Annotated in this window: 11 protein-coding genes and 3 pseudogenes; 6 read left to right on the plus strand and 8 right to left on the minus strand. The window is 62.8% G+C overall.

The annotated features are described in order from the left end of the window. Nucleotides 1-67 precede the first annotated feature (67 nt). Both AB0C34_RS17675 and AB0C34_RS17680 read left to right on the plus strand, forming a co-directional pair. Nucleotides 68-1,978: an AAA family ATPase gene (locus AB0C34_RS17675; RefSeq protein ID WP_357073517.1), complete on the plus strand. Its 1,911-nt coding sequence runs from the start codon at nt 68-70 to the stop codon at nt 1,976-1,978. A gap of 271 nt (nt 1,979-2,249) precedes the next feature. Then, entirely contained in the window at nt 2,250-2,399 is a 150-nt protein-coding gene (locus AB0C34_RS17680; protein ID WP_357073520.1) for a histone-like nucleoid-structuring protein Lsr2, read from the plus strand. Between the two features lie 737 nt (nt 2,400-3,136). Here the strand turns inward: AB0C34_RS17680 and ispG are convergent. The 7 genes and pseudogenes from ispG to AB0C34_RS17715 all read right to left on the minus strand — a co-directional run. Continuing rightward, nucleotides 3,137-4,258 (minus strand): annotated as a pseudogene (ispG, locus tag AB0C34_RS17685) (flavodoxin-dependent (E)-4-hydroxy-3-methylbut-2-enyl-diphosphate synthase); the annotation flags it as partial. After that, nucleotides 4,251-5,225, minus strand: a pseudogene (locus tag AB0C34_RS17690) (4-hydroxy-3-methylbut-2-enyl diphosphate reductase); the annotation flags it as partial. The pseudogenes ispG and AB0C34_RS17690, both read right to left, overlap by 8 nt. A 62-nt stretch (nt 5,226-5,287) precedes the next feature. Continuing rightward, nucleotides 5,288-7,201 (minus strand): 1-deoxy-D-xylulose-5-phosphate synthase, encoded by a 1,914-nt coding sequence (gene dxs, locus AB0C34_RS17695; protein ID WP_357073794.1) that lies wholly within the window; start codon nt 7,199-7,201, stop codon nt 5,288-5,290. A gap of 177 nt (nt 7,202-7,378) precedes the next feature. Beyond that, nucleotides 7,379-8,359 carry a terpene cyclase gene (locus AB0C34_RS17700; RefSeq protein ID WP_357073523.1) on the minus strand — a complete coding sequence of 327 codons (981 nt, stop codon included), beginning with the start codon at nt 8,357-8,359 and terminating at the stop codon, nt 7,379-7,381. Nucleotides 8,360-8,475: 116 nt separating this feature from the next. Further along, nucleotides 8,476-9,426 carry a polyprenyl synthetase family protein gene (locus tag AB0C34_RS17705; protein ID WP_357073526.1) on the minus strand — a complete coding sequence of 317 codons (951 nt, stop codon included), beginning with the start codon at nt 9,424-9,426 and terminating at the stop codon, nt 8,476-8,478. Nucleotides 9,427-9,509: 83 nt separating this feature from the next. Then, nucleotides 9,510-9,857 (minus strand): hypothetical protein, encoded by a 348-nt coding sequence (locus AB0C34_RS17710; protein ID WP_357073529.1) that lies wholly within the window; start codon nt 9,855-9,857, stop codon nt 9,510-9,512. A gap of 400 nt (nt 9,858-10,257) precedes the next feature. Beyond that, on the minus strand, nt 10,258-10,524 hold the full coding sequence (locus AB0C34_RS17715) for a hypothetical protein (protein ID WP_357073532.1): 267 nt from the start codon (nt 10,522-10,524) through the stop codon (nt 10,258-10,260). A 118-nt stretch (nt 10,525-10,642) separates the two neighbouring features. Between AB0C34_RS17715 and AB0C34_RS17720 the strand changes: the two genes are divergently transcribed. Beyond that, the gene (locus AB0C34_RS17720; protein WP_357073535.1) at nt 10,643-10,864 is read left to right on the plus strand and encodes a hypothetical protein; all 222 of its coding nucleotides are present in this window, start codon (nt 10,643-10,645) and stop codon (nt 10,862-10,864) included. 82 nt (nt 10,865-10,946) lie between these two features. Then, nucleotides 10,947-11,960, plus strand: a pseudogene (locus tag AB0C34_RS17725) (IS481 family transposase); the annotation flags it as partial. A gap of 466 nt (nt 11,961-12,426) precedes the next feature. Here AB0C34_RS17725 and AB0C34_RS17730 read toward each other — a convergent pair. Beyond that, on the minus strand, nt 12,427-13,176 hold the full coding sequence (locus AB0C34_RS17730) for an HAD family phosphatase (protein ID WP_357073538.1): 750 nt from the start codon (nt 13,174-13,176) through the stop codon (nt 12,427-12,429). A 186-nt stretch (nt 13,177-13,362) separates the two neighbouring features. On the opposite strand from AB0C34_RS17730, the gene AB0C34_RS17735 reads away from it, so the two are divergent. Together AB0C34_RS17735 and AB0C34_RS17740 are read left to right on the plus strand one after the other, a co-directional pair. Further along, nucleotides 13,363-13,644 (plus strand): hypothetical protein, encoded by a 282-nt coding sequence (locus tag AB0C34_RS17735; protein ID WP_357073541.1) that lies wholly within the window; start codon nt 13,363-13,365, stop codon nt 13,642-13,644. A gap of 864 nt (nt 13,645-14,508) precedes the next feature. Next, nucleotides 14,509-15,516, plus strand: a complete 1,008-nt coding sequence (locus AB0C34_RS17740; RefSeq protein ID WP_357073544.1) for an XRE family transcriptional regulator — start codon at nt 14,509-14,511, stop codon at nt 15,514-15,516. The last annotated feature ends 20 nt before the right edge of the window (nt 15,517-15,536 follow it).

Genomic DNA, 15,536 nt, shown 5'->3' on the forward strand with positions numbered 1-15,536 from the left:
CGCGGGTCCGAGATTCTTCGCGGTCCTGTCCGTCAGCGTCCACCAGTCTGCAGAGGAACGAACACGCGTGAAACTCATCGATGCCCACGTCCTCAACTACCGGTCAGTCGAGGACTCCGGAGTATTCGAGGTCGACCCGGACGTGACCTGTCTGGTCGGCAAGAACGAGTCAGGCAAGACGGCGATCCTGCGAGCCCTCTATCGACTGAACCCAGTCGAAGATTCGGCGGTTTTCGACGAGGTCGTCGACTTCCCCGCGAAGCAGTCAAAACTCCGCAAGACTGTCACAGGATTCATCCCGGCCGTCAAAGCGACTTTCGAACTCTCTGATGCCGAGGTCGGGCTCGTGACCGAGCACTTCGGCAGCGCAGCGCTCACCAGCAAGCTGATCACTGTCGAAGAGGGCTACAGGACAGGTGGCGCGTTCGACCTCGAATTCGACGAGCTGACGATGGTCAAACACCTCGTCGGCAGCCTCGACCCGACCACTCGGGAAGCAATCAAACCTGCCGAAAATATCGTGGACTTCATCGAGGCGTTACGGGAACTTCCCGAGATCCCCTCCGCAGCGAGCGAACTCCTCACGCAACTGGATAAGTGGGGTGGCACTGCTTGGGACTGTCTGCACAGTATCCTTTCCCCGAAGCTGCCGAAGTTTGTCTATTTCGATGATTACGACTCCATGCCCGGCAAGGTGTCCATCCCTGATCTCATCAGTCGCCGCGATAAATCTATTCTCACCCGCGGCCAGCAGGCACTGCAAAGCCTACTCGGCATAGCCGGGGCCACCTTCGAAGATTTCAACGCTGCCAACAAGCACGAGTATCTGGTCCGCGAACTGGAAAACGCGAGCGGCGGCATCTCGGACGAGGTATTCGAATACTGGTCCCAAAGCAAACAACTCTCAGTCAAGCTGCAGCCCTTCAACCCCGAGCCCGATGCTCTGCCGCCACTGAACGAGGGACCGATCCTCCAGATCCGCGTCGACAACAGCAGACACCGCGCATCGGTCCCGTTCGACGAACGCTCACGGGGCTTCGTCTGGTTCTTCTCCTTCCTCGCCTACTTCACCGAGTTGGAGTCGGAAGCCAAACAGGACCTCATCCTGCTGCTGGACGAGCCCGGACTGTCACTACACGGCCGCGCACAATCAGACCTGCTCCGTTTGATCGACCAAAGATTGGCACCCAAACACCAGGTCATCTACACCACGCACTCGCCATTCATGGTTTCCGCCAACCACTTCCAACGAACCCGGACCGTGATCGACGAGGACGACACCGGCACGAAAGTCTCGGCTGAAATCTTCAAAGCCGATGAAGACACCGCCTTCCCCCTCTATGCGGCAATGGGCATCGAGATGACCCAGAACCTGTTCATCGGGGAACACACGCTGCTCCTCGAAGGTCCCAGCGATTTGATCTATCTCGACATCCTCTCCGACGCGCTCACCGAACAAAACCGGACCGGCTTGGACCCACGATGGGTCAAGACCCCAATCGGTGGCTCCGGAAAACTCTCGACCTTCGTCACTCTGCTGGGAGCCAACAAGATCAACGTCGCTGTCCTGGCCGACTCGAGCACCAATGACCTAGGTGCTGTCAAACGCTTGCGGGACAACAACCAACTCGCCAAGGGCGGCCTCATCGAGATCAGCCAGATCACCGGCACCAAAGACGCCGACATCGAAGACCTCTTCGAGCCGGCCTTCTACCTCGATCTCGTCAATCTCACCTACGCGAAACAGCTCAACCAGCCAATCAGCACCACCGAACTCAACACCCACGACCCCAGAATCGTCCGGCAAATCGAGAAACACTTCCGCGACAACAACATCACGAACGGCAACTTCTCCCACTACAAGCCGGCCGCCAAGCTGCTCCGCGAACAGGGGACCCTCGTGTCCAAGATCGACAACACAACACTCGACCGGGCAGAACAGCTCTTTATCGCGCTGAACAACCTCCTGCCCTCCTAGCAGGCGTCCGGATGCTCCTCGACCCACGCCAACGAAGCCAACGGCGCCCAAGTCGGCCGCACTGTGGAACGCCTGCCACAGCTCAAGCAATGTCGGCGTCACCCGCTGCCGAAGATCGTCATCAGGGCCGCCGCTGTGGCGCCAACGGTAAGTCAAGGCGCGAAGCAACTGCTCGGTGACGTCCTGGTCGTCCAACAGTCGCGCGATCTGTCGGTCGACCGAGATCCGCTCCGGACGCCGCACCTCCCGCTTGTTGTACCCTACTGGCCGCTTGTCCCGCCGCCGCAGCACCACGACCAAGTCCGGCAACCGCGTACAGACCGGCGAGATCCGGGAATGGGCTCGCAACAACGGCCGCACCGTTTCCAGCCGAGGGCGTGTCCCCGAGGACATCGTCGCGGCCTATCGCGCCGCGCATTGAGCAGATTACAGGCTCGTTCCGTCGCTCCAAGGCGCTCGCCCGGGGAGAGCGTCCCTCGGCGTCGTGCGGCGGTGACCTTGCAGGTATTCGTATGACATAGCCGCCGCTGGGACAACCGCCAGGGGCGCGGTCCGGCCAGTGGACGCTACCCGCATCGCTTGGGAGGAGCTGCTTCGGGCCGTGGCTGAAGGCCGTGCCGCGAGGTGCTGCGAGATGGAGAGCGTGCGCCACGATTACCGCCTGGTGCGGTCGCATATCAGCGAAGTCCCCGATGATGTCCAGACCATGCGACCACCAGCGTGGCCGCCGCGAGTTCGACACGTCACATTCCGCTGCCTCCTCACTCGCCGACCGACCTGTCGTCGTGCTCGGAGCCCAGGCGCTGACGCGTGCGACAGGGGTCCGGCAGGGCGCGTTGTACTGCAACCATCGCAGGGTGGATGGCACAAGCCCGACGCCGAGCACAAGATGAGCGTCACTGAGCAAGCGCGGACGCCACATCCGGCCTTTTGGCGGACAGTCAGTCTTTACCCTTGAGTTGCCGGCTCTACGCGGTGTGTCCACCTATACAGTCGTGGGCTACGGGTGGCACTCCCTCGCTGGCCGGTACCAGAGTGATACGGCAGCCATCACCATTCTCTGCTTTTGCCTGGATCAGATCGCGATATCTGCAGTACATCTTCGACGGCACGGTTCGGCCGGTTGCCATCAATTTCGCTGACGTTGGCGTCCTCGCCCATCTTCTCGGCAATACGCATCGCCTCTTCGATCAGGGTTTCCACGATCTGCGCTTCGGGGACCGTTTTGACGACTTCCCCCTTGACGAAGATCTGGCCCTTGCCGTTTCCCGAAGCCACACCCAGATCGGCCTCGCGCGCTTCGCCCGGCCCGTTCACGACACAGCCCATGACGGCCACGCGCAACGGCACCTCCATGCCTTCCAGGCCCGCGGTCACCTCGTTCGCCAGCGTGTACACGTCGACCTGCGCGCGTCCGCAGGACGGACACGACACGATCTCCAACTTGCGCGGCCGCAGGTTCAGCGACTGCAGGATCTGCCCGCCGACCTTGACCTCCTCGGCGGGCGGCGCCGACAGCGACACCCGAATGGTGTCACCGATCCCTTCCGAGAGCAGCGCGCCGAAAGCCACCGCGGACTTGATCGTGCCCTGGAACGCCGGTCCCGCCTCGGTGACGCCCAGATGTAGCGGGTAATCGCAGCGCGCGGCCAATTGCCGGTACGCCTCGACCATGACCACCGGGTCGTTGTGCTTGACCGAGATCTTGATGTCGCCGAACCCGTGCTCCTCGAACAGGCTCGCCTCCCACAGCGCCGACTCCACCAGCGCCTCCGGCGTGGCCTTGCCGTACTTCTCCAACATCCGCTTGTCCAGCGAACCGGCGTTCACGCCGATGCGAATCGGGATCCCGGCCGCGCCCGCCGCTTTCGCGACCTCCCCGACCCGGCCGTCGAATTCTTTGATGTTGCCGGGGTTCACGCGCACCGCGGCACACCCGGCGTCGATCGCCGCGAAGATATAGCGCGGCTGGAAGTGAATATCGGCGATCACCGGAATCTGCGACTTGCGAGCGATGATCGCCAGCGCGTCGGCGTCCTCCTGACGCGGGCAGGCCACCCGCACGATGTCGCATCCCGACGCGGTGAGCTCCGCGATCTGCTGCAGGGTCGCGTTCACGTCGTGGGTCTTGGTGGTGGTCATCGACTGCACCGAGATCGGGTGATCGCTGCCGACACCGACATTGCCCACCTTCAACTGACGGGTCTTGCGTCGGGGCGCGAGAACAGCCGCCGGAGCGGACCTGATCGTCGGCATGCCGAGCACGGCACTCTCAGCCATCCTGACTCCCGGCACTTTCAGGAGCAGCCGGGCCCGATCGCCGGCCTCTCACGCCTGACGGTAAAGAGAAGACCACGTTCTCTTCTGTAGTGGTCACCGTCTGCACGTCGTCAAAACCGTTCTGCGCCAACAGCTCCAGCACTCCGCGGACCAGAATCTCAGGCGCGGACGCGCCGGATGTCACTCCCACAGTCTGAACACCGTCCAGCCATTCCGGGGCTACTTCCTGTGCGAAATCAACCAGGTGAGCTGCCCGCGCACCAGCGTCCAGAGCGACCTCGACCAGACGTACGGAGTTTGATGAGTTGCGGGAGCCGACGACGATGACGAGATCGCATTCGGCGGCCATGGCTTTGACTGCTTGTTGCCGGTTCTGAGTCGCATAGCAGATGTCATCACTCGGCGGATCGGTCAGTGCCGGAAAGCGTGCCCTTAGCCGTGTCACTGTCTTCATGGTTTCGTCGACGCTGAGCGTCGTTTGCGACAGCCATACGATTTTCGACTCGTCGCGCACCGTGATTGCTTCGACCGTGTCAGGGCCGTCCACGAGTTGCACTCGATCCGGTGCTTCACCGGCAGTTCCTTCGACCTCCTCATGGCCTGCGTGTCCGATGAGAAGAATGTCGTAGTCGTCGGCGGCGAATCGTCGTACTTCCCGGTGTACTTTGGTGACCAACGGGCAGGTAGCGTCGATAGCTCGCAGACTTCGCCGCTCAGCAGCCTCACGGACAGCCGGTGAGATGCCGTGCGCGGAAAACACGATAAGGCCGCCTTCGGGCACCTCGTCGGTGTCGTTGACGAAGATCACGCCCCGGTCGGCCAATGTCGCTACGACATGTCGGTTGTGGACGATCTCCTTGCGGACATACACAGGTGCGCCGTTCTGTGCGAGCGCCTGTTCCACCGTTTCTATTGCCCGATCAACACCCGCACAGTGTCCGCGCGGGTCGGCGAGCAGCACCCGCTTTCTTTCGGGTGCGCTGCCCCCAGTCTGCAGCTGCACGCCACTGTGGATGCTCGGCGAACGTGTCACCATTCCTGTCCTTCCGCTTCTCGACCGACTCCGCGACCATCCAGCTCGGTCATCCAGTGGCTAATACGTTGCGCTATGCCGGTGGGGTCCAAACCCAGGTCGTGGAGGAGTTCCTCGCGAGATCCTTGCTCCAGGAATCGCATTGGGACGCCGATTCCGCGCACCCTGACGTCGAGATCCGCCTCAGCGAGTCGGCGAGCAACAGAGGCGCTGATACCGCCGTGTTCGATGCCGTCCTCGACGGTCACCACCAGGCGGCTCTCACCGGCGAACTTGATCAGGGCATCGGGCACCGGCAGTCCCCACCGCGGGTCGATGACTTTCACCTCGAGGCCGCGGCGCGTCAAGATCGCGGCAGCCTCGACAGCTGGGGCCGCCATGGGCCCCACGGCAACGACGAGAACGTCAGCAGCGGGACCGGAGTCGGAGATGAATAGCACGTCGACTCCGTCGAACCGGTCGACAGCGGGTACCTCGGCGACCGCACGGCCTTTTGGGAAACGCAATACGGTCGGGCCGTCTTTGGTGGCCAGCGCCTCAGCCAGCTGCTCACGTAGTGATGCCGCATCGCGTGGCGCGGCCACCCGTATCCCGGGCACTATCCCGAGCAGGGAGAGGTCCCATACACCGTGATGACTCGGACCGTCGGGACCTGTCACCCCGGCCCGGTCGAGTACTAGGGTGACAGGCAGACACAGCAGGGCGGCATCCATCAGTACTTGGTCGAAGGCTCGATTCAAGAATGTGGAGTAGATCGCGACCACGGGATGCAGACCGCCGAGTGCTAATCCGGCGGCTGAGGTGACAGCATGTTGCTCGGCGATCCCGACGTCGAACATCCGGTCCGGAAAGCGCTGTGCGAACGCACTCAACCCGGTCGGACCTGGCATCGCGGCGGTAATGGCGACGATGTCGTTGCGTTGCTCACCCTGCCGGACCATCTCGGTGCCGAATACGGATGTCCAGGTCTCCCCAGGCGACGAGGAGTCCGCTCGGCCGGTCACCGGATCGTACGGCCCCAGGCTGTGCATCAGATCGTCCGAATAATCCGCGGGGGGATACCCCCTCCCTTTGCGGGTGACGGTGTGGACGACCACCGGCCCGCCGAACTCTCTGGCACGCCGGAATATCGATTCCAGCGCCTCCAGATCGTGACCGTCGACCGGACCCAGATATTCGATACCGAGATCGCTGAACAGCACCTGCGGATTCACCGCATCGCCGGCACCGGTCTTTATCGCGTGCAACAGCGAATCCGCTGGTCGGTCGAGCGCAGGGAGCTGCTCGAGCTGCTTTACCGCATCGGAGAATCGCTGATAGGCAGGCTGGATACGCAATCTCGTCAACCGGTCAGCCAATCCGCCGATGGTCGGTGCATAGGAGCGGCCGTTGTCGTTCACTACCAGGACTATGGAGTGATCCTTCAAGGCTGCGATGTTGTTCAGAGCCTCCCAGCACATTCCACCGGTCAGAGCGCCATCTCCAACCACAGCGACCACGCAACGATCCGACTGCCCAGTCAGTGTGAAAGCCTTGGCCAGACCATCGGCGTAGGACAGGGCCGCAGAGGCGTGCGAAGACTCGGTCCAGTCGTGGATGCTCTCGGTTCGGCAGGGGTAGCCCGAGAGACCACCACGGGTGCGCAGCCGGTCGAAAAGCTCCTTTCGGCCGGTCAGAATTTTGTGCACGTACGACTGGTGACCGGTGTCGAAGATGATCGGATCGTGCGGTGAGGTGAAGACCCGATGCAACGCGATAGTCAGTTCGACCACACCCAGGTTCGGTCCGAGGTGCCCACCGTGTACCGCCACCTTCTGCACCAGGAACTCGCGTAGTTCCGCGGCCAGTGCTTCGAGTTCAGCACTCTGCAACCCATCTAGGTCGCGAGGATCCGCGATCCGCGCCAACAGCTGAGGCTTGAGTCTGTCCGAATTCTGGACTGCGTCAGAGCCTTTCGGACGTCGGATAGCGGCATGGTGTACTGCTGTCATGGCATGCTGCTGATCTGCGAGGCGATGGGCCACTCGGTAGTGCCGCGCTGCCTTCCAACCAAAACCGCCCTCGCGGCATTCAGTGTCGTCACCAGGTCACCGTCCGCTTGTCTTCCGCAATGCATTGTTGATGCAGCGGGACGCGTAGCGCGCCGTCTCCATCGACCAGGCGACATTGCCGCTCATCCAACAGGCGCACGTGTCCAACATCGCGATCACGCTCTGCCGATCTTCAGCCCTCAGCTGCGGGAGGAGCTGCGAGTGGATGTGGCGGGAGGCGTCGTGAAAGCGCGCGATTTGGGTATCGACATGTCGGCTGACCCTGTTGGCTGCATACTCGACTTCCAACCCATCCTGGTGCTGCAAAACGGCAAGGTAATTGCACAAATCACCCAGGCTGAGTTCTTTCGGTGCGGAATACAAATCATTGACCCATGCCACAACATTTGTGGCTGCTTTGCGCGCGATGCGTATGTAGGGATGCACCAAAAGTGACTCCGGGAGCAGGTTTCCAGAAGCGACCTCGCCGATATCGAGTGATACATACACGGCGCTCGAGATCAAACGGTGAGTTCGGTATGACGGCTCGTCGAGGGTGCATCGCGATGCGTTGATGAGAGCTTGGCTGCGGTAGGAGTTGACATACTCGACCATGTCACTCGCGAGGCGCCTGCACCAATCTGCCGGCATCCCGTCTGTGGTTCGCCGCCATAGATCTTCCATGGCGGCGAAATAAGGCCTGAGCTCGTCACTTGGTGGCGATGACCGTACGCCTGTGTATATGGAGTTGATGGTCGCAGCAGTCTCAGTGGCGAAGTATTGATCACAGCCGTTCTCGGTGTCGTCCAGTATATCGTCGAAGGTGAAAAACCAACCCATCCAGTCGGCCATCAGATCGAGCTCGGCGCCAGTTGCGTAGGGGTAGGTCCAGGCTGCCAGCCGGTGCAGCAGAATCGCATCGAAGGCGTCGCCGCTTGGGCCTTCGCCGACCATGCCAGTAGCGCGAGCCCATTTTTTGAGATGCTCCCCCGCCTGGTCGACATCAGAGCTTATCCTCGGTGCGATACCCAGGCTCACCTGAGGATAGTTTATTACACTCACTGAATTAGTCCATTTCCGTCTAGTTGTTAATTGTTGGTTAATTCGATAGGACAGCGGGATCGAACGCGTTCCCGTTCAAAGGGCCGTATCTATTACTGAACCCGCCGAACGGCGGCCTGGGTCAAAGCGGCAAGCTCCGCTGTGGCGGCCCCAGCGGGCAGCGCGGCCAGCGCAGACTGTGCGCGCAGTTGGGCGTGCTGCTGTGCCCAGTCGATGCCGCCGCAGGCCGCCACCAGTTGTGTGGCTTGTGCTACTTCGGTATTAGTCATCGGCGCAGCGGATCGATACAGCTCGTCCAGGTCCACGGCGGCCGAGGCACCCGATTCCAAGGCCGCGACCACCGGCAAAGACCTTTTGCGTCGGATCAGGTCCGTACCGACCGGCTTGCCGGTCACGGCTGGATCGCCGACGATCCCAAGCACGTCGTCGGCGGCCTGGAATGCTGCACCCAGCTCGCGACCGAAGCTGTCGAATGCGCCGATTGTCGCAGCGTCGGCATACGCGCATAGTGCGCCCAGTGCGCATGCGCAGCCCATCAGAGCGCCGGTTTTGCCCCCTACCATCTGCATGTACTCGCCCACCGTCACCGATGGGCGGGACTCGAACAAGCAGTCCTCGTACTGCCCCCGGCACAGCTCGACGGTGACTGTCTCAAGTCGGTCGACCGCCTCGGCCATCTGTGCGGCCGGCAGGTCCAGCAGCATCCGGATCGTCATCGCGTGCATCGCATCCCCCAGCACCAGCGCTGCGTCACTGCCCCACACTCGCCACACTGTTGGTCGACCGTGCCGCATCTCGTCGGCGTCGATCACGTCGTCGTGGATCAAGGTCCAGTTGTGCAGCATTTCGATCGAAGCCGCAGCCGACACGACTGTTGGCCCCACAATCCCGCAGGCGGCAGCGGCAGCAAGCACGAGGGCAGCCCGTAGCCCCTTGCCTGATCGTCCGGGAGTCGGACGCCCCGTCGAGTCCCACCAGCCGTAGTGGTATCCCGCCATGAGACGCAGCGGCGCCGGCAGTTGGTCTACAGCCTCCCTCAGCACCGGGTCGCACAACGCCCGCGCCTTGGCGCAAATTTCTGCTGGATCGAGATCCTCTGTTACAGGGAGGGAAGGCGTGACAATCATCAGCGGGTGCTCGATTCTGGCTGCGAAGGATAGGTGGGGAGAGGGCCGAGATCTCGCCGTGGCTCGGGCGGATTGGCTGAAAGGTTGTGCCATGCACTGAACTGTTCGGCCAGGGCCGCACCCGCGCTGCGGCCGCGCATGCTGAAACCCCGCTGGTCATCGCCAGAATCGCCGGCGGCGTTTGTCGCGGCCAACGTAGATTCCATGCGCTGAAGCGCGAACAACTCCGCGTTGAGCAGGTAGGTGATCGGCCCGGCGTCCCCCACTCGCGTCCGCAGCACGAACGGCGCTCGCTGTGCCGATGTCCGCCCGTTCGTGCGGTCGGTCTGCGCGACGGGTGCAGCCACGGTGCAATCCTCCTGATGCTCATGGATACAGCCGGGGCCGAACAGCTGGAGAGCATCGACTGCGGCTGGTGGGACCTAAGTCCCTCTTGTCGGCCACTGTCCAAGCCGCTATACAAACAGGCAATAGGACGCCACACAGCGTGTGTGCCTCTCACCAAGAGCTTTTGAGCGGCTGCGGCTCATCGGCAACAGGCAAATACGGCATGCGACTTCTCGCTCACCTCACAGACCTTTAGGTGTGCCATCTCATGACATTGGTGCCATCGTGATCAGGCGGCTGACATGACTCAGGCCCCGCCCGAAGGCGGGGCCTGAGTCTGTACTCTGGGCAACTCTCGACTCAGCGGGCGGGAGTGGATACAGCTGGCCGGGAATAGGCCATCTCCCGCTGACCTCAGTTTCAGCGGTTGAGTTCGATGACCCACCACGGGCAGGACTGCGCGGCGGTGAAGCGAACCCGCTCACCGTCGGAGTCGCAGCCGACGATCTCCATGCCGCTCTCGAAGGCCGCAGCGCCGGGCCGATGGAACCGCCAGTCGATGACGCACTTCGTCACGGTGGCGACAGTGAAGCGTTCGCCGCTGCGGCGGTGCTCGACTACGTCACCGGCCTGGAGCTCGTCGGTTCGGATGGTGGCGGCAATGGCGCTTGGGGCGATGGTGGTCATTTGGTCTCCAAGAGTCTGCGCGACTTTCTGTACCCCCATAATCTCTCCGCACCTAGACGGGCGTCAAGGGCCTATGCCATGATTTTTTGGGAGTACAGAAATGAGGAGGCGCACCAGCATGGCCAAGCTCGGGAGACCGCGCACGGGTGTTACACCCAAGCAGAACGTTCGCGTACCTCAGGAGCTTTGGGATGCTGCGAAAGCGGAGGCGCATCTCGAGGGCCGCAGTCTGGCCGACGTTATCAACACCGACCTGAACCGTTACGTCGCCCGCCGCCGCCGCCGCGAGCGAGGTGTATTCGATCAGCCGCCCGAAGCGGGCAACCTGTCTGCATCCTGACCTGCCGGTTCCTGTTTGACTGAATTGTCGGTGCCGTCCCTCACTATCGGTCGGGTGTCGATCGAAGTTATTCGGGGACCGCATGACTGGCCCGGACTCAGTGCCCGGGACCAGGCGCGGACACCACCGCAATGCGCCGCTGACCTCGGAAGGTCGGAAACGCTTGTGCGAGCGCGTCGGCGCGGGACGTCCCCTCGCCCATGTCGCCGCCGAAGCTGGGATCTCACGCCGCTGCCTGGCCAAGTGGTACGGGCGCTGGTGCATTCACGGTGACGCTGGCCTGCAGGATCGTTCCTCGGCACCGAACCGCAGTCCCGCCCGGACCGACGACGATATCGTGGATCTGATCGAGCAGGTGCGCCGCACCCGCAAGTTCGGGCCCGCCCGCATCGCCGCCGTCCTGCACGCCGAACACGCCATCGTAGTGGCTCCGGCGACCGTGCACCGGGTCCTGGTGCGCCGTGGGCTGAACCGGCTCACCGATATCGACCCGCCGACCGGAACCCAGCTGCGGAAAGTGGTCCGCTACGAACACACCGAACCTGGCAGCCTGGTCCACGTCGGTGTCAAGAAACTCGGACGCGTCCCCACCGGCGGCGGTTGGCGGGCCCACGGCCGAGGCAGCCCGAACGCCCTGGCATCCAAGCGAACCGGACCCGGCACATGCCGGGTCGGCTACACCTACCTGCACACCGCCCTCGACGACCATTCCAGGCTGGCCTACACCGAAGCCCTCGACGACGAGAAAGCCACCACCGCGGCGGAATGGTGGCTACGCGCGGTCGGATTCTTCACCGAGCATGGCATCGCCCGCATCCACCGCGTGCTCACCGACAACGGTGCCTGCTACCGGTCCCGCCGGTGGGCCGCCGCGCTGGAATGCACCGGGACCGTGCACAAACGGACCCGCCCCTACACCCCACGCACCAACGGGAAGGTCGAGCGGTTCAACGGCACCCTGGCCCGCGAATGGGCCTACGTCCGCGACTACGACTCCGAACAAGCTCGCCGGGCCGCGCTGGTCGAGTTCCTCAACCACTACAACCACGACCGCCCGCACGCAGGCATCGGGCACAAGCCGCCGATCAGCCGAGTCCCGCTCCGCACCTATCGACTCACCGACACCGGAATCGCCGTCCCTGCCCGGCCGCTCCTAGAACCCGAACAACTCGTCTTCGAGATCGACATCGAGGCACCCACGTCATGAGACACCACATTTAGGCCTGAACCTCGACGATGTCGATCCGGCCGCGGGGCCGCGCTGGCTGCCCTTCCGCCGCGCGACCGAACTGTTGGAGACGGGCTGGCAGCGTCCCACCCAGTCCGTCTACCTCACAACGTGCGAACTACGAAGGTCCTCCGCTGGGTGTGACCCCATAGAGAAACCGACATGTGGGGACGACGAGCACCTTCCGCCCAAGCTGGCCGCGGAAGCGACCCGCCGCAGCGGAGTTGGTGCACGATGGTTCGCTCGCCAAAGCCACTTCCGGCCAAATACTCAGCCACCAAGCAAGCCGCGTTCCTCAGTCACTCACGGACTGAGCGCACGATCTGCTGGCCACCTAGGGGTTACCTATCGAGGCGGGCACCTCGGCAAGTTGCAGGTTCTCGCCGATGGTGAGAACCCGCATCCCCGCAGTTCGGGCCGCTTGGATGCCATCACGTGCGTCGTCGACAGCAACGCACGCCGCGGGGTCGACGCCGAGTCGTGATGCCGCCTCAAGAAAGGTGTCCGGGGCTGGCTTGCCGTGTGCGACATCGTCGCGCGTGACGACGGCGTGGAAGAGAGCGCGCAGACCCAGTGCGTCAATCCCGGCGTTGACGAGGACGGACGACGCACCGGATGCGATAGCACACCGAAGGCCGATGCAGTTGGCGTATTTGGCGAGACCGATGACGGCGGTGTTCGGTCTAAGCGTGTCCGGTGTTGTCGATGTGAGCAGCGCTCGACGGCTGGCTTCAATGATCTCAGGAAGCGGTAGCTGCTCAGCGCCATCGAGTCTGCTAAGCAGTTCGTAGATCGGTAGCCCGCAATGGCGGCGATACCAGTCCTGCTCGATTGTGACCTGATATGGCGCCAACGCGTCGCACACCACCTGATAGTTCCGCGACTGATTGTCGACGATGGTGCCGTCCCAATCTAAAATCACCGCCTTCCGGCCGGTCAGGACCCCAACTATCGGGTCGCGCAGCCAATTCGGCTCAGCCAACAACTTCGCATCCACCGTGCCAAGCCTTTCTGAGGGCCCTTGAATAGCCTCGATCAGCTGCCGAAGTCGATTTGCTGCCTCGCCGCCAGCACCGAGCAGCATGACCAGCTCCGCTACCAGGCCGAGGCCTATGCAGCAACGGCTGTAGTTGGCGAGGCACGGCAATATGACGCGTGCCAGCGGTCGTCACCGCGCGTACCCGTCGGCGCGGCTGTCGGGCACCACCCGACCTGCCGCCACTAGTGTTCGGAACGCCTCCTGCTTACGTGAGCATGAATCCGCGCGGCAGTGTTTGTGCAACTGCATTGTGCGGTGGGCTTGCTCAACAGTGAAAGGGTTGTCTGGTGCACGGTGAGACGAATTGAACAACCAAAATACCGCAGTAGCAGCATCATCTTCGTTCCAGCGCCACCGCTGGTGCAGGTCGGTGGCGGGCTGACCATCTGGATGACGGCATCGACGTCTCCACACGACACCAGCGGCCACACCCGCGATCGCCACAATGATCAGGAATATGTGCAGTTGAATAATTTCCTAATTCCTTCAGTGCTCGTCGAATCCGGCCGATGACAAGGTGTGCGGCCAGCCACTGGGGCCGCTCGAACTGTGGTCACGGCTGCGTGGGATGTCGCGAGCCTGCGTCGTGGTGAGCTCCGCTTCGACCGCACCGCGGATACATCAGATTTCACGTCCCGCAGGCCTGCAATCCGATGACCAGCCGCAGATTCGTCGGCCATGCACGGTGTCTCGTCAGTGCTGTTCACGTGGTGAATATCGGTATCGGATCACCTGACGCACATGGGCATCCGGCAGTCTGCCGTTTGGTTGATCGGTTTCCTCGCCTTCTGGGTCTGTCCGAAGCGGTGGGTTCGATCATGCGGCGGCGATCTCGGCCATTAGGTGGCCATTCGATAGCCATTTACATGCCATTCGGTAGCCATTCTCCCGTCGCGGTGCGGAAGTCCGTAGCCTGATCTCGCATGAGCACACAGCCAGCGGACATCCAGGAAGAAGGTGGTCAGGGTCAACGATCAAGTTGCTCGTACACGCCTTGAGGAGCTGCTGCGCCAGCGGAGATTGACCGTCATCGAGTTCATGCGCGCCTTCAACCAGACAGCAGCCACTCTCGCCCAACCGTCGAGTAAAGACGGAACGGTCTCGCTGTCACCACGCTCGGCGACCCGATGGGTGACGGGTGGTCTGACAAGGCTGCCGCGCCCAGCCGCATGTCGGGTGCTTGAGCAGATGTTTCGCGAATCTCCTGAAGCGTTGTTCGCTCAACCCTGCACAAGAGAATCCAAGCCACCCGACGCGGTGGACTCCACGACGGCGCTGGCAGTGCTGGACCCTCATATGGAGAGTGCGGATCCTGTGAGCCGGCCGCGGTCGTCGCGGTTAGGGAGTTTGTGGGATGAGATCGAGGAGGCCACATCCATGGCAGCAGCCGAGTCGGCCCGGTTCGGCCAGTTCGCCGAGCAAACAAACGTAGGCCCGCGCACCATCGAGCAGTTCCACGCCGACCTGCGCCGGATCGTCAGCGTCTACCCGAGCCGGCCGGTGTATCCGTTGTTCGTCGAGCTGCGGTGCCTTCGTGATCGAGTGTTCGGCCTGCTGGAGGGACGGCAAGCACCGGGCCAGACCCGCGAGCTGTATCTAATTGCCGCCGTGTTGTGCGCTGTGTTGTCGAATGCATCGTTCGACCTGGGCAACTTCGCGGCTGCTGAAACTCAAGCCCGCACTGCGTACTTGGCTGCGGAGTTGGCAGGGCACAATGGAATGCGGGCATGGATCCGCGGCACGCAGGCCCTCATCGCTTATTGGGATGACCGGGCCCGTGTCGCAGTCGACCTTGCTGAGGACGGCTGGCGCTTCACGCCCGAAACCGGCACCGCCCGTGTCCGGCTCGCCTGTATCGAGGCCCGCGCCCGCGCCCGCCTGCGCGACGCTGTGGGCACCGATGATGCCCTTTTGCGCGCCGAGAGGGCCCGTGAGGCAGTCACCTCCCCTGATGATCCGGGTGGAATGATGGCGTTCCCGATCGCCAAACAGCAGTTCTACGGTGGTGCCGCCCGGTTGTGGCTCGGCGGTCAACCCAACATCGCCAAGGCCGAACGTCTCTCTGCCGAGGCGGTCGAGCTATATGAGACCGACCCGCCCAAGGAACGTCGCCTCGGTGAAATTTCGTTGGCTCGCCTGGATTTCGCCGTTGCTCGGCTCGCGCAATCCGACCTCGACGGAGCGGCCGAACAAGTCGAGCAGGTGTTGGAAGTCGGTGGGCAACGCCGCACCGAATCCATCGCACGCCGACTGCTACAGCTGAGCACTGCTCTAGAGCGTCCTCGTTTCCAAACCTCGGCACTGGCGACCACCTTGCGGGAACTCATCATCTGCTCACCGATTCGAACTCGGCAGGCGCTGCCCAGCGGTGGTGAGGCACGGTGATCGTCGGACTCCTACATCCT

The sequence above is a fragment of the Nocardia sp. NPDC049220 genome, from assembly GCF_040647855.1.
Classification (GTDB): Bacteria; Actinomycetota; Actinomycetes; order Mycobacteriales; family Mycobacteriaceae; genus Nocardia.

What these genes read in the sequence shown, in the direction of transcription:
- AB0C34_RS17730 (WP_357073538.1), bottom strand. Translation starts at nt 13,176, where the DNA reads ATGCTGCTCGGTGCTGGCGGCGAGGCAGCAAATCGACTTCGGCAGCTG.
- AB0C34_RS17720 (WP_357073535.1), top strand. Translation starts at nt 10,643, where the DNA reads ATGGCCAAGCTCGGGAGACCGCGCACGGGTGTTACACCCAAGCAGAAC.
- AB0C34_RS17715 (WP_357073532.1), bottom strand. Translation starts at nt 10,524, where the DNA reads ATGACCACCATCGCCCCAAGCGCCATTGCCGCCACCATCCGAACCGAC.
- AB0C34_RS17740 (WP_357073544.1), top strand. Translation starts at nt 14,509, where the DNA reads ATGGCAGCAGCCGAGTCGGCCCGGTTCGGCCAGTTCGCCGAGCAAACA.